The sequence below is a fragment of the Bradyrhizobium sp. HKCCYLR20261 genome (assembly GCF_051168435.1).
In the GTDB taxonomy this organism is placed as follows: Bacteria; Pseudomonadota; Alphaproteobacteria; order Rhizobiales; family Xanthobacteraceae; genus Bradyrhizobium.
Genome location: NZ_JBNPUZ010000002.1, coordinates 23605 through 41064, shown reverse-complemented (window position 1 = coordinate 41064; position 17460 = coordinate 23605). Strand labels below are relative to the sequence as shown.

Below are 17460 nucleotides of genomic sequence, written 5' to 3'. Positions count from 1 at the left end.
CGCGCGAATGTGATGTTGAACCAAGGCGCAACATAACACCCGAATCTGTCAAGGCCGCTTGATCTAGCTCAATCCTTCAAAGCGCCTGCGCGCATCGCCAGACGCACCAGCTCCGAGAGGCTGCTCGCGCCCATCTTGGTCATCACGTTCGCACGGTAGACCTCGATGGTGCGCGGGCTGATGTCGTATTCGCGCGCGATCAGCTTGTTGGAGAGGCCGGCCATCAATCCGTCCATCACCTGGCGCTCCCGTGGGCTCAGGCTCGCGATTCGGCCGAGAATGTCCTGCGTGACCTGCTCGGTCTTCGCGGCCGGCGCGGCCTGCTGAATCGCCGTCTCGATCATTGCGACGAGGCGCTCGTCCTCGAACGGCTTTTCGAGAAAGTCCACCGCGCCGAGCTTCATGGCCTCGACCGCGAGCGGCACGTCGCCATGTCCGGTCATCACCAGGATCGGAAAGCTGCTGCCGGCGGCCTTCATGCGCTTGAGCAGCTCGATGCCGTCGATCCCCGGCATCCGCACATCGGAGACGATGCAGCCGAAGCTCAGCGTCGACAGCCGGTCGAGGAAGGTTTGCGCGTTCTCGAACAGCGTGACGTCGAAGCCGGAGGAATCGAGCAGGAAGTTGAGCGAGTCCCGCATCGCCTCGTCGTCGTCGATCACATAGACCTTGGCCCGTTCAGCCATCTTGCTCAACCTTGGTTGGGGCGCCGGGCAGGGTGAAGCGGAAGGTCGCGCCGCCTGCCTCGTTGTTCTCGGCCCACATGCGCCCGCCATGGGCCTCGATGATCGACCGGCTGATCGAGAGGCCCACGCCCATGCCGGTGTCCTTGGTGGTGAAGAAGGTCTTGAAAAGATTGGGCATGACGTCGTCGGGGAACCCCGTCCCCGTATCGGACACGGCGACCTCGATCAAGTCGTCGCTGACCCGCCGATTCGTCGCCGTGAGCTGGCGGCGCTCGGAATGCGACATGGCCTCGAGCGCGTTGCGAAACAGATTGACCAGCACCTGCTGGATCTGCACCCGGTCGGCGAGCACCAGATCGGCTTCGGGATTGAGCTGGAAGCGCAGCTGCACATTCTGTTCGCGCGCGCCGGCAAGGCCGAGCGCGCCGGCCTCCTCGATCAGCTTCGAAAGGCTCTCGACCCGCTTCTCCGATTCGCCGCGCGAGACGAAGTCGCGCAGCCGCCGGATGATCTGGCCGGCGCGAATCGCCTGCTCGGCGGCGCGGTCCATCGCGCTCTCGATCTTGGCGGTGTTCGGATCGTTGCTGCCGGCGAGCAGCCGGCGCGAGCCCTTCATGTAGTTGCTGATCGCCGCCAGCGGCTGATTCAGCTCGTGCGCCAGCGCCGAGGCCATCTCGCCCATGGCGCTGAGTCGGGACACATGGACCAGCTCCGACTGCAACTCGCGCAGGCGCGCCTGGGTCTGCTGATGCTCGGTGAGATCATGGGCGAAGCCCGTGAAATACGGCTTGCCGCCGGACTGCATCTCGCCGATCGACAGATGCATCGGGAAGGTCGTGCCGTCGCGCCGGCGCCCTGTCACGATGCGGCCGATGCCGATGATGTGGCGCTCGCGGGTGCCGTGATAACGCGTGAGATAGCTGGCGTGGCGCGATCGGTCGGGCTCGGGCATCAGCTCGCTGACGTCGAGGCCGACCGCCTCTTCCTCCGAATAGCCGAACATCCGCTCGGCCGCGGCGCTGAAGAACTGGATGATGCCGCCGCCGTCGATCACGATCATCGCGTCGGGCACGGTGTCCAGGATCGAGCGGAAGTGCTGCTCGCGCAGCCGCAGCGCCTCCTCCAGCCGCTTTTCCTGGTCGATGTCGAGCGCGATGCCGCGCAGATGCCGCGGCTTGCCGGCCTCGTCGGGGACCACGCCGGCGAGCACCCGGATCCAGTGGCCGCCGCCGGAGACCTGGAACGACATGTCGAACCCGGTGCCCTGATGGCGCGCATGCTCGATCGCGGCCTCGACTGGAGCGCGGTCCCGTGCGGCGAGCAATGACAGGAACTGGCCATAGCTCACCGGCTCGTCGGCCGTGACCCCGAACAGCTTCCGCGTCGTCACCGACCAGTAGAACGCGCCGGAGGCGAGTTCGAGATCCCACGCGCCGAAACCCAGCGCCCGGGCGTCCTCGGGCCTGACGGATGCGTCCGGGAAAGGTTGGGTGACGCCGCGCACTTTTAAGCCTTCGATCGATTCGCCGTTGATGTCGCAGCCGGGGCCGGCCACCCTCTCATCCTATACCAGATTGGATTGTTTCAACCCCGGCCGGCTTAAACTTTGGTTCGACAATTCAAGGCTTTCTCCGATTTTCGCCGGTTCCAGGCCCGGTCTGCGAGACGGTTCCATCGCGTCATATTGATCTATCTCATCACGGCCGGTGTTTTCACCTCTAAGAGCGGCATGGAAGCAATGTGTGGAGAGGCGGGATGACGCTCGCGACTGTCATGGTGAGTCTTGCGCTCAGCCAGCCGAATGAGGCCCGCCTTCAGGTCGCAGGCGATCTCGCGGCCCGCTTTGGCGCAGGCGTCATCGGCGTGGCGGCGGGCGAATTCACGCCGCCGCTCTATTTCACGACCGGCGAGCAGGCGCAGGACCTGATCGAGCAGGGCGAGGCCGGGCTCCAGAACCGGCTCGCGGAGCTGGAGCGGCAATTCCGCGCGACGATCGGCGACCGCGCCGCCCCCTTGGGCTGGCGCAGCGCGCTGGATTTCCCCGCCCGCTACACGCTGGCCCAGGCCCGCGCGGCTGACATCCTGGTCACCGGCTGCGCTCCGACCGGCGTCTCCGATGCGTTCGCGGTCGCCAGCCCCAAGGATCTCGTGATGCAGGCCGGACGGCCGCTGCTCGCGGTGCCCGACACTGCGAGCTGGCTCGATCTCGATACGGTGCTGGTGGCCTGGAAGGAGACGCCGGAGGCGCGCCGGGCGCTGGCCGATTCGCTGCCGCTGCTGGCGAAGGCCAGCAACGTGGTCGTGGTCGAGATCCTGGAAAATGCCTCCGAATATGATGCCTGCGAGGCGCGCCTCGAGGATGTGATCGGCTGGCTCAAGCGTCACGAGATCGTCGCATCCGCGCGCGTCGAGGAGGCGGGGCAGGGGCGCAGCGTCACGGCCAGGCTCGACGCCGTCGCCGCCGATCTGTCGGCCGGGCTCATCGTCGCTGGCGCCTATGGCCATTCGCGATTCCGCGAGTTCGTGCTCGGTGGCGTCACCGAGCATCTGATGACGCGCACCGAACGTTGCGTGCTGCTGTCGCATTGAGGTTTTCACCCGCTCCATCCGAGAACAGGATTGCCGCCTTGTACAGATTCCTCGAGGAAACCGCCGGCAGCTGCATGACGCGGAACGTCACCACCGTGACCCGGGAAACGACGATCCGCGAGCTCGGCGACATGTTCGATCGCGACGATTTCAACACCTACCCCGTCGTCGAGAACGACGAGGTCATCGGCATCGTCACCAAGTTCGACGTGCTGAAGTGCTTCGCCTTCACACCGAACCAGATGCTGCCGCGCTATGCCGATCTGATGAACCGGACGGTGGCGGACGTGATGACGTCGGAGTTCATCTATGTCCGCCCGGATACGAAGCTCACGCGCGTGCTTCAGCTGATGGTCGAGCACCGCATCCGCAGCCTTCCCGTGACCGATGCCGACAACCGCGTCGTCGGGATCGTCGCCCGCGAGGATATCGTGCGGGCGCTTGCCGCGGCCGCCAAGGACTGAGCGCGGCGACCTGTTTCGCGTCGCATACCAATGTTTGATCGGCCCAGCTCGCAGATGTCCCATCTGCGAGCTTGGTCGTTCTCGTCTTCTCTCGGGATCTTTAGCCTTGTTTGAGCAAACATCTTCAAAGTTGGATTCGGGCTCTTGAAGGCACGAACGGTGCGCTCCCTCTCCCCGTCCTTCACGGGGAGAGGGTTGGGGTGAGGGGCACATCCACCGGCCGTGCGGAGAGTCCCCCTCACCCGGATGGCATCTTCGATGCGATCCGACCTCTCCCCGCAAGCGGGGCGAGGTCGGATCCGCTCGCAGCGAAAAAGCGGCCTGCAGCGAAGATGTGCACAGGCGAGTTCGGGCGGCTCGGCTGCACTCGTCATCTCACCTCGGAACCGCGCTGATTTCGGCAACATCCTGGGTGATTAGCGGCGAACGGGTCGCAAGGTTGATTTCGATCAATTCCACGTGTGGGCGATTATGGTTGCTGGTCTCGTGTTCTTTCAGCGAGATTCCGCATGAGCGCGTCCTCATCAACAAAATCCATGACCATCGGTGAGAGTGGGCTATCGCTCATTTTCGCCGTCACCGCCTTCTTGTGCGTCTTCGCTGCGGCGAAGGCACTGGATACGGCCTTCGCGTTTCACGCCTCGCTCGCGGCTGCCGCCAGCGCGGCGTCTGTCTTCTTCATCCTCAACCGCTACTTCGAGCGCGGCGACCTGCCGCCGCAGGAGATCAACGGCCGGCCGAACTACAATCTCGGCCCGATCAAGTTCTCCTCGTTCATGGCCATGTTCTGGGGCATCGCCGGCTTCGCCGTCGGCCTCATCATCGCCTCCCAGCTTGCCTGGCCGGCGCTGAACTTCGATCTGCCCTGGACCAGCTTCGGCCGCCTGCGGCCGCTGCACACCTCGGCGGTGATCTTCGCGTTTGGCGGCAACGTGCTGCTGGCGACGTCGTTCTACGTCGTGCAGCGGACCTGCCGCGTCCGCCTCGCCGGTGACCTCGCTCCTTGGTTCGTGGTGGTCGGCTACAACTTCTTCATCCTGATCGCGGGCACCGGCTATCTGCTGGGCGTCACCGAGGGCAAGGAGTACGCCGAGCCGGAGTGGTACTCCGATCTGTGGCTGACGATCGTCTGGGTGGTCTATCTGCTGGTCTTCCTGGTGACGGTCATCAAGCGCAAGGAGCCGCACATCTTCGTGGCGAACTGGTTCTATCTGGCCTTCATCGTCACGATCGCCGTGCTGCATCTCGGCAACAACCCGGCGCTTCCGGTGTCGTTCTTCGGCTCGAAGTCCTACATCGCCTGGGGCGGCGTGCAGGATGCGATGTTCCAGTGGTGGTACGGCCACAACGCGGTCGGCTTCTTCCTGACCGCCGGCTTTCTCGCCATCATGTACTACTTCATCCCGAAGCGGGCGGAGCGTCCGGTCTATTCCTACCGGCTGTCGATCATCCACTTCTGGGCGCTGATCTTCCTCTACATCTGGGCCGGCCCGCACCATCTGCACTACACGGCGCTGCCGGACTGGACGCAGACGCTCGGCATGACCTTCTCGATCATGCTGTGGATGCCCTCCTGGGGCGGCATGATCAACGGCCTGATGACCCTGTCGGGGGCGTGGGACAAGCTGCGGACTGACCCGGTGCTGCGCATGCTGGTCGTCTCGGTCGCCTTCTACGGCATGTCGACCTTCGAAGGTCCGATGATGTCGATCAAGGTGGTCAACTCGCTCAGCCACTACACCGACTGGACCATCGGTCACGTGCACTCCGGTGCGCTCGGCTGGGTCGGCTTCGTCTCCTTCGGCGCGCTGTACTGCCTCGTGCCGTGGATCTGGAACCGTAAGGGTCTCTACAGCCTCAAGCTGGTGAACTGGCACTTCTGGACGGCCACGCTCGGCATCGTGCTCTACATCTCCGCGATGTGGGTCTCGGGCATCCTGCAGGGTCTGATGTGGCGGTCCTACACGGCGCTCGGCTTCCTCGAATACTCGTTCATCGAGACCGTCGAGGCGATGCACCCCTTCTACATCATCCGTGCCGCCGGTGGCGCGCTGTTCCTGATCGGCTCACTCATCATGGCCTACAATCTCTGGATGACGGTCCGTGTCGGTGAGGAAGAGGTTCAGTCCCCCGTCGCCCTTCAGCCGGCGGAGTGAGGTATCCAACCATGTCATTCTGGCAACGACACCAAGTCTTCGAGAAGAACTCGATCATCCTGATCATCGGCATCCTGCTGGTGATCGCGATCGGCGGCCTCGTCGAGATCACTCCGCTCTTCTACCTGAAGAGCACGATCGAGGCGGTCGACGGCGTGCGTCCCTACACGCCGCTGGAGCTGGCCGGCCGCAACATCTATGTCCGCGAGGGCTGCTATCTCTGCCACTCGCAGATGGTGCGTCCGCTGCGTGACGAAGTGGAGCGCTACGGCCACTTCTCGCTCGCCGCGGAGAGCATGTACGACCACCCGTTCCAGTGGGGCTCCAAGCGCACGGGTCCGGACCTCGCCCGCGTCGGCAACAAGTATTCCGACGACTGGCACGTCACCCATCTGACCAACCCGCGCGCCATCGTTCCGCAGTCGATCATGCCCGGCTATCCCTTCCTGAAGGAGACCGAGCTGAACGCCGACAACGTCGCCGACCATCTGAAGACGTTGCGGGCCGTGGGCGTGCCCTACACCGAGGACCAGATCGCCAACGCAGCCGCCGATCTGAAGGCGCAGGTCGATCCGGACAATGCCGGCGCGGAGGCGCTCACCAAGCGCTATCCGAAGGCGGTGGTGCGCAACTTCGACGGCAAGGCGGGGGCGCCGACGGAAATGGATGCGCTGGTCGCGTATCTGCAGATGCTCGGCACGCTGGTCGACTTCAAGATCTACAACGAAAAAGCCAATCTGCGCTGAGATCGGGAGCCTGACATCATGAAGCCCATCCTTGCAGTCGAGAACATCGCGTCGTCACTCGTGACGACGCTGTGGACCCCGATCTTTGTCGCGATCTTCATCGCGATCGTGACCTATGCCCTCTGGCCTCGCAACAAGGCCGCTTTCGACGAGGCGGCGAGCATGCCGTTGCGGGAGGAGTAATTCAACATGGCTGACCACAACGAAGTCGACAGCGTCTCCGGCACCGCCACCACGGGCCACGCCTGGGACGGCATCAAGGAGCTCAACACCCCGCTGCCGCGGTGGTGGGTGATCACCTTCTACATCACCATCGTCTGGGCGATCGGCTACTGGATCGTGTATCCGGCCTGGCCGACCATCACCAGCAACACGACGGGCCTGTTCGGCTACTCGTCCCGCGCGGACGTCGCGGTCGAGCTCGCCAACCTCGAGAAGATCCGCGGCGCCAAGATGGCGGCGCTCGCGACCGCCTCGCTCGCCGACATCGAAAAGGATCCGGCGATGCTCGCCCTGGCGCGTGCCAAGGGCAAGACCGTGTTCGGCGACAATTGCGCCGCCTGCCACGGTACGGGTGCGGCCGGCGCCAAGGGTTTTCCGAACCTGAACGACGACGACTGGCTGTGGGGCGGCTCGCTGGAGCAGATCCAGCAGACCCTGCTGTACGGCATCCGCTCAGGTCATCCGAAGACCCGCGAGGGCCAGATGCTCGCCTTCGGCAAGGACGGTGTCCTGAAGCCGGCGGAGATTGTCACGGTCGCCAACTACGTCCGCGAATTGGCCGGCCTGCCCACGCGGCAAGGCTATGACGCCAAGGCCGGCGCCAAGATCTTCGCCGAGAACTGCGCGGCGTGCCATGGCGACAACGCCAAGGGCAATCCGGAGGTCGGCGCGCCCAACCTCACGGACAAGATCTGGCTGTACGGCTCGGACGAGGCGACTCTGATCGAGACCATCACCAATGGCCGCGCCGGTGTCATGCCGGCCTGGGAGGGCCGTCTCGACCCGACCACGATCAAGGCGATGGCCGTCTATGTCCATTCGCTGGGCGGAGGAAAGTAACGGAAATCCAACGGAACTTTCCTTCCAATTGAGCTGGATCAACTGAGCGGCCGGAGGTGGGCATACCTTCGGCCGCAACTGCGAGAAGACCCCAGCGATGAACCAGACGGTAAAACCCGACGACCTGAAGCCTCAAGAGGCGCAGCCGGTGGACGATTACGGTCCGCTGTACGCGCCCACCAAGAAGGTCTATCCGCAGAGCGTCTCGGGCACCTTCCGCCGGATCAAATGGGGCCTGATGGGCTTCTGTCTCGGCGTCTATTACTTCCTGCCGTTCGTGCGCTGGAATCGCGGTCTCGGCGCGCCGGATCAGGCGGTGCTGATCGACTTCCCCAATCATCGCTTCTATTTCTTCTTCATCGAGCTGTGGCCGCAGGAGGTGTATTATTTCACCGGCCTGCTGATCATCGCCGCGATCGGCCTGTTCCTCATGAACGCGATCGGCGGCCGCATCTGGTGCGGCTACCTCTGTCCGCAGACAGTCTGGACCGACCTGTTCTACGCCGTGGAGCGCCTGATCGAGGGCGACCGCCGCGAGCGGATGAAGAAGGACGCCTCCAGCGACCCGATGAAGCTGGAACGGATCTCCGAGCTCGTCCTCAAGCATTCGATCTGGCTGATGATCGCCTGGTGGACCGGCGGCGCCTGGGTGCTCTACTTCAGCGACGCGCCGACCCTGGTGAAGGAGCTCGTCACCTTCCAGGGGCCGCCGCTGGCCTATATCTGGATCGCGATCCTGACCGCCACGACCTACACGCTCGCCGGCTTCATGCGCGAGCAGGTCTGCGTCTACATGTGCCCGTGGCCGCGCATCCAGGCGGCGCTGACCGACGAATGGGCGCTCAACGTCACCTATCGCTACGACCGCGGCGAGAACCGCATGTCGGTCAAGAAGGCCGCCGAGCTGCGCGCGCTCGGCCAGCCGGCCGGCGATTGCATCGACTGCAAGCAATGCGTCGCGGTGTGTCCGACCGGCATCGACATCCGCGACGGCGCGCAGATGGACTGCATCCAGTGCGGCCTGTGCATCGACGCCTGCGACACCGTCATGACCAAGATCGGCCGTCCGACGCGGCTGATCGGCTATGACAACGACATCAACATCCATCGCCGTCAGGAAGGCAAGGCGCCGGTCTACAGGCTGGTGCGCGCGCGCACCGTCACCTATGCCGCAATCATCGCGGTGGTCGGCGGCGCGATGGTCTACAAGCTCGCGACCCGCTCGCTGCTCGACGTCAACGTGCTGCACGACCGCAACCCGGTCGCGATCAAGCTGTCCGACGGCTCGATCCGCAACGCCTACACCGTGCGCGTGCTCAACAAGCACGGCTTCGACCGCGTCATCGCCATCGACATCGAGGGGCCGGTGAACTCGACCGTCCACGTCGTCGGCGCCGACTCCGTGACGCCTGATCGCCCGATGATCGTGATCGGCCGCGACCAGACCGAGGAGCTGCGGCTCCTGGTGACCGCGCCGGAGGAGAGCAATCCGGAGAAGTCGATCCCGGTGAAGTTCCACATCACCGATATCGGCCTCGGCGTCGTCGCCTCCGCCACCGACAATTTCGTCAGCCCGTAAGATCGAAGGAGCCCGTCCATGGCCAGCCGTTCCCAACCGTCCTTCCAGCTGACCGGACGCATGGTGCTCGCGATGCTGATCGGCTTCTTCGGGCTCGTGATCGGCGTCAACGTCTACATGATGAAGATGGCGATCTCGACCTTGCCCGGGACCGACGTCGACAGCGCCTACAGCGCGAGCCTCGGCTACGAGAAGGAGATCGCGGCGGCGCGCGATCAGGACGCACGGCGCTGGAAGGTCGAGGCGCATATCGAGCGCGGCGCCAGCGGGGCGGCCGTGGTGCAGGTCAATGCGCGTGACGCGAGCGGCAATCCGGTCTCCGGCCTGACCTTCCAGGGCCGGCTCGAGCGTCCCGCCGACAAGCGTGCCGATCAGCAGGTCGATCTGGCCGAGGTCGGCATCGGCATCTATCGCGGCACGGCGGAGGCGATCGCTCCGGGGCAGTGGGACCTCGTGCTCGAAGGCGATTCCAGCGGCCGGCGGCTGTTCATGTCCAAGAACCGCGTGCTGCTGAACTGAAGGATTTGCGATCATGCACGCGACGCGTGACTTCTCCCATTACGTCAAGGATCTCGGCGCCGGCCTGAAGCACATCGATCTCGCGGTCGAGGGAGTCAGCTGCGCCGGCTGCATGGCCAAGATCGAGCGCGGGCTGTCGGCATTGCCGGATGTGACGCTGGCGCGTGTCAATCTCACCGACCGCCGCGTCGCGCTGGAGTGGAAGCAGGGCACGCTCGATCCGGCCAAGTTCATCGATCGCCTGGCCGAGCTCGGCTACAAGGCCTATCCGTTCGAGAAGGCGAGCGCCGAGGCCACCGAGGCCGAGGAGTCGCGCTTCCTGCTGCGCTGCCTCGGCGTCGCGGCGTTCGCGACCATGAACGTGATGATGCTGTCGATCCCGGTATGGTCGGGCAATGTCAGCGACATGCTGCCGGAGCAGCGCGACTTCTTCCATTGGCTGTCGGCGCTGATCGCGCTGCCGGCGGCGGCCTATGCCGGCCAGCCGTTCTTCCGCTCGGCGTGGCGCGCGCTCAGAAGCGGCAACGTCAACATGGACGTGCCGATCTGCATCGGCGTGATCCTGGCGTTGGGCATGTCGATCGTCGAGACCTTCCATCACGCCGAGCACGCTTATTTCGACGCCGCGATCATGCTGCTGACCTTCCTGCTGGTCGGCCGCTATCTCGACCAGAACATGCGGCGGCGGACCCGCGCCGTGGCCGGCAATCTCGCCGCGCTGAAGGCGGAGACCGCGACCAAGTTCATTGGCGCCGACGAGATCTCCGAGGTGCCGGTCGCCGCAGTTCGCGCTGGCGATCTGGTGCTGCTGCGCCCCGGCGAGCGCTGCGCCGTCGACGGCGTCGTGGTCGAGGGCCGCTCCGAGATCGATCAGAGCCTGATCACCGGCGAGACGCTGTATGTGCCGGCCGAGCAGGGCACCGCGGTCTATGCGGGCTCGCTCAACATTTCAGGCACGCTGCGCGTGCGCGTCTCCGCTGCCGCCGAAGGCACCTTGCTCGCCGAGATCACGCGCCTGCTCGACACCGCGCTGCAGGCCCGCTCGCGCTACATGCGTCTCGCCGACCGCGCCTCGCGGCTCTATGCGCCGGTGGTGCATGCCACCGCAGCGCTCACCGTGCTGGGTTGGGCGCTGGCCGGCGCGAGTTGGCACGATGCCATCGTCACCGGCATCGCGGTGCTGATCATCACCTGTCCCTGCGCGCTCGGCCTTGCCATTCCGACCGTGCAGACGGTCGCCTCCGGCGCGATGTTCAAGTCCGGCGTGCTGCTCAATGCCGGCGACGCGATTGAGCGCTTGGCCGAGGCCGATCACGTCATCTTCGACAAGACGGGCACGCTGACATTGCCCGAGCTCGAAGTGGTCAACGCGGCTGATATCCCGGCGGATGTCTTCGCGCTCGCGGGCCAGCTCGCGCTGTCAAGTCATCACCCGGTCGCCGCGGCGGTGGCTCAGGCCGCGCAGGCCCGTTCGCCGCTGATGGGTGCGACCGAGGAGCCCGGGCAGGGCGTCCGCGCCATCGTCGACGGCGTCGAGATCAGGCTGGGACGCCCGGCATTCTGCGGCGCCGAGGCGTTGCTCATGGCGCATGTCGATCCCGAGGCGTCCGTCGTCGCCTTCCGCCGTGGCAGCGAGACGTTCCTGTTCTCCGTGCGCCAAGGCCTGCGGCCGGATGCCGCCAAGATCGTCGCCGGCCTGCAGCGCCGCGGCATCAAGGTCGAGATCCTCTCGGGTGATCGCGAGGCCGCCGTGGCTGCGGCCGCGAAGGCGCTTGGGATCAGCGAATGGCGCGCGGGCGTGACGCCGGCCGACAAGATCGCTCGCATCGAGGAGCTGAAGCGGGCGGGCGTCAAGGTGATGATGGTCGGCGACGGCATGAACGATGCGCCCTCGCTGGCCGCCGCGCATGTCTCGATGTCGCCGATCTCGGCCGCGCATCTGAGCCAGGCGACCGCCGACCTCGTCTTCCTCGGCCGCCCCTTGGCGCCGGTGCTGGCGGCGGTCGACTATGCCCGCAAGGCGCTGCATCTGATGCGGCAGAATTTGTGGCTCGCGGTGCTTTATAACGTGCTTGCCGTGCCGCTCGCCATCAGCGGCGTCGTCACGCCCCTGATCGCGGCGGCGGCGATGTCGGGCTCCTCGATCCTGGTGATGCTGAACGCGCTGCGGGCCCGCAAGGTCCGCGAGGAGGCCGCGTCATGGAAGTGATGATCATCCTGGTGCCGCTGGCGCTGGCGCTCGGTCTGGCCGGACTGGTCGGCTTCCTCTGGTCGCTGAAGAGCGGCCAGTATGAGGACCTCGAAGGCGCGGCCTGGCGCGCCATCGCCGATGATGATGAGCCGGCCGCCCCGGCTCAGCCGGAGGCTGCTCCTTCGAGGTCGTGATCCCCGTACCATCCGCGCAAGCGCTGCCCCTGTCGCATCGACCGCCCCTGTCGTAACAATGACGCGGGCCTTGCGAACAGGCCAAGAGTTCACGCGGATGAAGAGGCAGACATGGCCGCAGATTTGGCCGAGGGCGGCGACACGGGGCGCGCGACGATCGATCGCAGCACGCTTCCTGGGCAGGTGGTCCTCGTGCTGCAGGGCGGCGGCGCGCTCGGCGCCTATCAGGCTGGCGTCTATCAGGCCCTGAGCGAAGCCGGCATTGAACCGGACTGGGTGATCGGGACCTCGATCGGCGCCATCAATGCCGCCCTGATCGCCGGCAGTGCGGTGCAGGAGCGGATGGCCCGGCTGCGGGAGTTCTGGATGCGGATGCACGCGCGTCCGATCTGGGGCCTCCGCACCGCCTTTCCGGATCTCGACGAGAGGCTGTCCTATTGGACGACCCTGACGCATGGCATTCCCGGGTTCTTCAAGCCCAACGCGCTGGCACACGCCGGCGATGGGTTTCCACTCGGCGCTGAGCAGGCCGGCTATTATGCCACCGCTCCGCTGCGCGAGACGCTGCGGGAACTGGTCGATTTCGATCTGCTCAACGGCGGTAGCCTCCGCGTCACGGTCGGGGCCGCGCATGTCCGGACCAGCCGGATGCACTATTTCGACAGCCGCGACGGGACGCTCGACGTCCGTCATATCCTCGCCTCCGGCGCGCTGCCGCCCGCGTTTCCGGCCGTCCGCATCGACGGCGAACTCTATTGGGACGGCGGCATTCTTTCGAACACGCCGACCGAGGTCGTGTTCGACGACAATCCGCGCCGGGATTCGCTGATCTTCGCCGTCAATCTGTGGAATCCGGAAGGGACCGAGCCGGTGACGATGGCGGAGGTGTTCAACCGTCACAAGGATGTCCAATATGCGAGCCGTATGGGCAGCCAGATCGCCCGCCAGGAGCAGATCCACCGGCTCCGCCACATCATCAAGGAACTGGCCGCGCGGCTGCCGGACTCCCTCCGCAACGATCCGGCCGTGCGCGAGCTCGCGAGCTATGGCTGCCAGACCAGGATGCACGTGGTGAGGCTGTTGGCGCCGCAGCTCGATCGCGAGAACCACACCAAGGATATCGACTTCAGCGAGCGCGGCATTGCCGCGCGCTGGAGCGCCGGCTATCAGCATACGCGCTCGGTGCTGGAGCGGATGCCCTGGAGGGGTGAGTTCGATCCGCTGTCCGGCGTCGTGGTGCACGATCCGGAAGTTGTCACGAAGGCCGCCGCCGAGTAGCGGCGGGTGAACGATCCCCGAAACTGTCAAGTTCATCGAACTAATCGGCACTCGAGTACCGCCAAAACCAGGCGGTTTAATGGATTGGTGGTCATTCGTTCTTAATGATGAGGACGCGGCAAAGATGACGCGGTCCGCGCCGGCTGACCATGCGGGTCGCCACACGGCCGACGGCGATCGATTGGGAATGACCGATGTCCGACCTTGCGATGATGCAGAACGATCCCGTTCACCGGGAGGCTGGAGCGGTCAGTCTCAAATGGAAGATCCTGGCTGGCAATCTGCTGACCGGCGTGTTTGCCATGGCTTTCGCGTGCATGCTCGCCTGGAGCAGTTGGGGGGATCTCGGCAAGCGTGAGCAGGCCGCGCGCGTGCTCGATGCCTTCGAACTGGTGATGAAGGTGAACGCGCTGATCCCGCTCGAACGCAGCCAGTGGAACGTGCTCGGAGCACCCGGAGCGGCGTCGGCCGAGGACATGGCCAAGCTCGACAAGGCGATCGCGACGACGGACGAGGCGCTCGCACAGGCCAAGAGCGCGGTGCAGGTGGCAGGGTTGCCGACCCGGAATGTCGACGCCGCCATGCAGACCTTGAAGGATGTCCGCTCGGCAGGCCGTGGCGCAGCGCAGCTTGCGGCGGCCCAGCGCCCCGCCAATAGCCAGGCCGCGACGACCGATGGTCTCGGCCGGGCGGCCGACGCGCTCAGCGCTGCCATCGACGAGACGGCGATCGAGCTGGCGCGGTCCGGCGGGGAGGTCGAGAACCTTCTGCCATCCGCCCAGCTGGCGCAGCTGTCGCAGTCGATGCGCACGATCAATGGCGCCCGCTCGGCGGTGCTGCGCTTCTTCATCCAAAACACCAGCTGGACCGTCTCGCCGATGTGACCGAAAATAGCGGGCAGGTGACCCTGCTGTGGCAGCAGATCGAACTCGCCGCCCGCAGCGTTCGCAATGCGCCGGAGGTCTCCGCGGCCCTCGAACATGTCCGCTCGACCTTGATGGGTGACGGAGAGCGCCGCTATCGCGCCATCGTGACCGCCGCGCGCGACGCCCAGCCATCGCCGATCACCGCCGAGGAGTGGGGCCGCTGGACCTCTCCGATGCTCAACAATGTCATCGTGCTGCGCGACGCGGCGTTGAAAACGGCGCATCAGTCGATCGACCAGGCGATCGGCGCGGCGCGGCTGCGGCTGTCCATTGCGCTCGGCGTGCTTCTGCTGGTCGCGGCCGTTTCGGTCGCTGTGGTCATCGGTGTCGTCCGCGGCGTCATCGGCCCGCTGGTCGGCCTGACCGGCGTGACCCTGCGTCTCGCCAATGGTGAGCTCGACGCCGAGATCCCGAACGACACCCGCAAGGACGAGATCGGTGCCATGGCGCGCGCGCTGAAGATCTTCAAGGATGCGCTGATCGCCAAGAAGGCGTCGGACGAGGCGGCGCAGCGCGATGCCCAGGCGCAGATCGATCGCGCCCGCCGGCTGGACACGCTGACCCGCAATTTCGAGGCGACGATCGCCGACATCGTCAACACCGTGTCGTCGGCCGCGTCTGGCCTCGAGACCTCGGCCGATACGCTGACCAGCACCGCGAACCGCTCGAAGGAGCTCAGCACGGTGGTCGCGGCGGCGTCGGAGGAAGCCTCCGCCAACGTCCAGTCGGTGGCGTCCGCGACCGAGGAGCTGTCCTCCTCGGTCAACGAGATCAGCCGGCAGGTGCAGACCTCCGCGCGCATGGCGGGTGACGCCGTTCAGCAGGTGCGCCAGACCAACAGCCGCGTCGCCGAGCTGTCGCAGGCGGCTGCGCGGATCGGCGACGTCGTCGAACTGATCAACACGATTGCCGGCCAGACCAACCTGCTGGCGCTCAACGCCACCATCGAGGCTGCCCGCGCCGGCGAGGCCGGGCGCGGCTTCGCGGTCGTCGCCACCGAAGTGAAGGCGTTGGCCGAGCAGACCGCGAAGGCCACCGACGAGATCTCGCAACAGATCTCCGGCGTGCAGACGGCGACGCAGGAATCGGTCAATGCGATCCAGGCAATCAGCACGACGATCGAGCGGCTGGCCGAGATCGGCGCGGCGATCGCCGCCGCGGTCGAGGAGCAGGGGGCCGCGACCCAGGAAATCTCCCGCAACGTCCAGCAGGCCGCGCACGGCACCCAGCAGGTCTCGTCGAACATCACCGACGTGCAGCGCGGGGCGACCGAGACCGGCTCGGCGTCCTCCGAGGTGCTCTCCTCGGCCAAATCGCTCGCCGGCGACTCCAACCGCCTCAAGCGCGAAGTCGGCAATTTCCTCGAAGCGGTGCGCGCGGCGTAAACCAGCAGCTCAACGACAAGGAAAAAGCCCGGACCGTGTCCGGGCTTTTTGTTTAAGGTTGCCGGGATGAGCGCAGCGATGTCCGGGGTCTCACGCGCTGCTGGCGTTGAACCCGGATGTCGCTGCGCTCATCCGGGCGACTGCAATCAAGACGCCAGCATCTTTCGGTACAGCGCGTTGTAGCAGGCGGCCGAGAGGTCCCAGCTGAACGAGCGCGCCATCGCCGACAGCCGCATCGCGTTTAGCTGCTCGGTGCGTTTGAAGGCCGAGAAGGCGCGCTTGACGCCGCCGAGGAAGGATTCCGCCGACGGCTTCTCGAACAGGAAGCCGGTCTCGCCGTCGGTGATCGTCTCGGCGAGGCCGCCGGTCTGATGGCCGATCGGCAATGAGCCGAAGCGCTGCGCATACATCTGGCTGAGGCCGCACGGCTCGAAGCGCGACGGCATCAGGGTGAAATCGCTGCCGGCGAAGATGCGCCGCGCCTGGGCGTCGTTGAAGCCGATCGCGACCCCGATCGCATCGGGACGGCGGCGATGGGCGTCCATCAGCGCCCGCTCGATCGACGGCTCGCCGGTGCCGGTGACGACGATCTGGCCGCCGGCGCCGACGATCTCGTCGGCGGCTTCCAGCACCAGGTCGATGCCCTTCTGATGCACCAGCCGCGCCACGATGCCGAACATCGGGCCGCGCGACACCGCGAGCCCGAACTGCTTGCGCACGTAGTCCGCATTGGCCTTCTTGCCGTTCCAGTCGCCGGCGGCGAAGGGCTGCGCAAGCTGCTGGCAGTAGCGCGGGTCCCAGCTCTCGTCGATGCCGTTGAGAATGCCGGTCAGCTCATGCGCATTGGAGCGCTGGCGCAGCAGGCCCTCCAGGCCGCAGCCGAGCTCGGAGGTCGTGATCTCCTTGGCGTAGGTCGAGCTGACGGTCGTCAGGTGCGAGGCATAGATCAGGCCGCCCTTGAGGAACGACAGCTTGTCGTAGAACTCGAGACCGTCGATGTGGAACGAAGACTCCGGCGCGCCGATCCGGCGCAGCGATTCCCGCGGGAACAGGCCCTGATAGGCAAGGTTGTGGATCGTCAGGATCGAGGGAACCTCGACCCCGCGCCACGCCAGATAGGCCGGCACCAGCGCAGCCTGCCAGTCGTTGGCGTGCACCAGGTCCGCCGCCCAGCTCGTGTCCAGGGTTCCGGCGGCAAGCTCGGCAGCGGCTGCGGCCAGCCGGCCAAAGCGGATGTCGTTGTCCGCCCAGTCGTTGCCGTTCTCGTCGCCGTAAGGGTTGCCGGGCCGGTCGTACAACTCGTCGCAGAGCAGGACGTAGACCGGCAGGCCGTCGCGGGTCGATGATCGGCCGAGCGCGCATCCCGGCATCTCTGCCAGCGGCGCGCAGTGGCCGACGATCTCGATGTGAGTGAGTTGCTCGATCACGTCCCGGTAGCCGGGCAGCATGATCCTGACGTCGGTGTGAGAGCGCAGTGCCCGGGGAAGTGCTGCGGAAACCGCAGCCAGTCCGCCCACCCGGACGAAATCGTCCATTTCGGTCGTAACGAACAGAACCCGCAAGAGATGTCCTCGATCAAGCCCCATGTTCGTCCTATGCAAGAAAGGGTCCAAAGTCTGCCATCAATAAAAGAGCGATGCCGCAGCGCCGCAAAAGGCCAAACGCTTTCGACATCGAATGGTTCG

Annotated in this window: 16 protein-coding genes; 13 read left to right on the top strand and 3 right to left on the bottom strand. The window is 65.8% G+C overall.

Annotated features, from left to right (window positions below):
- Positions 1-68: 68 nt before the first annotated feature.
- Together fixJ and fixL are read right to left on the bottom strand one after the other, a co-directional pair.
- Complete coding sequence (gene fixJ, locus ACQR1L_RS03855) at positions 69-686, bottom strand: response regulator FixJ (protein WP_434856610.1); 618 nt, start codon at positions 684-686, stop codon at positions 69-71.
- The gene (gene fixL / locus ACQR1L_RS03850; protein ID WP_434857228.1) at positions 679-2190 is read right to left on the bottom strand and encodes a sensor protein FixL; all 1512 of its coding nucleotides are present in this window, start codon (positions 2188-2190) and stop codon (positions 679-681) included. Before fixL ends, fixJ begins: the two co-directional genes overlap by 8 nt.
- Before the next feature lie 251 nt (positions 2191-2441).
- Here fixL and ACQR1L_RS03845 point away from each other — a divergent pair, with 251 nt between their 5' ends.
- The 13 genes from ACQR1L_RS03845 (at position 2442) to ACQR1L_RS03785 (ending at position 15775) form a co-directional block, all read left to right on the top strand.
- On the top strand, positions 2442-3275 hold the full coding sequence (locus ACQR1L_RS03845) for a universal stress protein (RefSeq protein ID WP_434856609.1): 834 nt from the start codon (positions 2442-2444) through the stop codon (positions 3273-3275).
- 38 nt (positions 3276-3313) lie between these two features.
- Positions 3314-3739, top strand: coding sequence for a CBS domain-containing protein (locus ACQR1L_RS03840; RefSeq protein WP_434856608.1), 426 nt, complete (start codon positions 3314-3316; stop codon positions 3737-3739).
- A 509-nt stretch (positions 3740-4248) separates the two neighbouring features.
- A complete protein-coding gene (ccoN, locus tag ACQR1L_RS03835; RefSeq protein WP_434856607.1) occupies positions 4249-5895 on the top strand; it encodes a cytochrome-c oxidase, cbb3-type subunit I in 1647 nt (548 codons plus the stop codon).
- A gap of 11 nt (positions 5896-5906) precedes the next feature.
- Positions 5907-6641 carry a cytochrome-c oxidase, cbb3-type subunit II gene (gene ccoO / locus ACQR1L_RS03830; RefSeq protein WP_035646365.1) on the top strand — a complete coding sequence of 245 codons (735 nt, stop codon included), beginning with the start codon at positions 5907-5909 and terminating at the stop codon, positions 6639-6641.
- Between the two features lie 18 nt (positions 6642-6659).
- The gene (locus ACQR1L_RS03825) at positions 6660-6824 is read left to right on the top strand and encodes a CcoQ/FixQ family Cbb3-type cytochrome c oxidase assembly chaperone (protein WP_035639721.1); all 165 of its coding nucleotides are present in this window, start codon (positions 6660-6662) and stop codon (positions 6822-6824) included.
- Positions 6825-6830: 6 nt separating this feature from the next.
- Positions 6831-7703 (top strand): cytochrome-c oxidase, cbb3-type subunit III, encoded by an 873-nt coding sequence (gene ccoP / locus ACQR1L_RS03820; protein WP_434856606.1) that lies wholly within the window; start codon positions 6831-6833, stop codon positions 7701-7703.
- A 97-nt stretch (positions 7704-7800) separates the two neighbouring features.
- Entirely contained in the window at positions 7801-9282 is a 1482-nt protein-coding gene (ccoG, locus tag ACQR1L_RS03815) for a cytochrome c oxidase accessory protein CcoG (RefSeq protein ID WP_434856605.1), read from the top strand.
- 18 nt (positions 9283-9300) lie between these two features.
- Positions 9301-9801 carry a FixH family protein gene (locus tag ACQR1L_RS03810; protein ID WP_434856604.1) on the top strand — a complete coding sequence of 167 codons (501 nt, stop codon included), beginning with the start codon at positions 9301-9303 and terminating at the stop codon, positions 9799-9801.
- Between the two features lie 13 nt (positions 9802-9814).
- Positions 9815-12010: a cation-translocating P-type ATPase gene (locus ACQR1L_RS03805; protein ID WP_434856603.1), complete on the top strand. Its 2196-nt coding sequence runs from the start codon at positions 9815-9817 to the stop codon at positions 12008-12010.
- Positions 12001-12186, top strand: a complete 186-nt coding sequence (ccoS, locus tag ACQR1L_RS03800; protein WP_434856602.1) for a cbb3-type cytochrome oxidase assembly protein CcoS — start codon at positions 12001-12003, stop codon at positions 12184-12186. Before ACQR1L_RS03805 ends, ccoS begins: the two co-directional genes overlap by 10 nt.
- A 111-nt stretch (positions 12187-12297) precedes the next feature.
- Complete coding sequence (locus ACQR1L_RS03795) at positions 12298-13464, top strand: DUF3734 domain-containing protein (RefSeq protein ID WP_434856601.1); 1167 nt, start codon at positions 12298-12300, stop codon at positions 13462-13464.
- A 194-nt stretch (positions 13465-13658) separates the two neighbouring features.
- Entirely contained in the window at positions 13659-14348 is a 690-nt protein-coding gene (locus tag ACQR1L_RS03790) for a hypothetical protein (RefSeq protein WP_434856600.1), read from the top strand.
- Positions 14345-15775 (top strand): methyl-accepting chemotaxis protein, encoded by a 1431-nt coding sequence (locus ACQR1L_RS03785; RefSeq protein WP_434856599.1) that lies wholly within the window; start codon positions 14345-14347, stop codon positions 15773-15775. The genes ACQR1L_RS03790 and ACQR1L_RS03785 overlap by 4 nt, the downstream gene beginning before the upstream one ends.
- A 146-nt stretch (positions 15776-15921) precedes the next feature.
- Here ACQR1L_RS03785 and glgA read toward each other — a convergent pair whose 3' ends face one another.
- On the bottom strand, positions 15922-17337 hold the full coding sequence (gene glgA / locus ACQR1L_RS03780; protein ID WP_434856598.1) for a glycogen synthase GlgA: 1416 nt from the start codon (positions 17335-17337) through the stop codon (positions 15922-15924).
- Positions 17338-17460 lie beyond the last annotated feature (123 nt).

Excerpts from the sequence above, each read along its gene's own strand:
- ccoO (WP_035646365.1), top strand. The coding sequence starts at position 5,907 with ATGTCATTCTGGCAACGACACCAAGTCTTCGAGAAGAACTCGATCATC.
- ccoN (WP_434856607.1), top strand. The coding sequence starts at position 4,249 with ATGAGCGCGTCCTCATCAACAAAATCCATGACCATCGGTGAGAGTGGG.
- ACQR1L_RS03805 (WP_434856603.1), top strand. The coding sequence starts at position 9,815 with ATGCACGCGACGCGTGACTTCTCCCATTACGTCAAGGATCTCGGCGCC.
- ccoP (WP_434856606.1), top strand. The coding sequence starts at position 6,831 with ATGGCTGACCACAACGAAGTCGACAGCGTCTCCGGCACCGCCACCACG.
- ccoG (WP_434856605.1), top strand. The coding sequence starts at position 7,801 with ATGAACCAGACGGTAAAACCCGACGACCTGAAGCCTCAAGAGGCGCAG.
- fixJ (WP_434856610.1), bottom strand. The coding sequence starts at position 686 with ATGGCTGAACGGGCCAAGGTCTATGTGATCGACGACGACGAGGCGATG.
- ACQR1L_RS03845 (WP_434856609.1), top strand. The coding sequence starts at position 2,442 with ATGACGCTCGCGACTGTCATGGTGAGTCTTGCGCTCAGCCAGCCGAAT.
- ACQR1L_RS03795 (WP_434856601.1), top strand. The coding sequence starts at position 12,298 with ATGGCCGCAGATTTGGCCGAGGGCGGCGACACGGGGCGCGCGACGATC.
- ccoS (WP_434856602.1), top strand. The coding sequence starts at position 12,001 with ATGGAAGTGATGATCATCCTGGTGCCGCTGGCGCTGGCGCTCGGTCTG.
- ACQR1L_RS03810 (WP_434856604.1), top strand. The coding sequence starts at position 9,301 with ATGGCCAGCCGTTCCCAACCGTCCTTCCAGCTGACCGGACGCATGGTG.
- ACQR1L_RS03790 (WP_434856600.1), top strand. The coding sequence starts at position 13,659 with ATGTCCGACCTTGCGATGATGCAGAACGATCCCGTTCACCGGGAGGCT.
- ACQR1L_RS03825 (WP_035639721.1), top strand. The coding sequence starts at position 6,660 with ATGAAGCCCATCCTTGCAGTCGAGAACATCGCGTCGTCACTCGTGACG.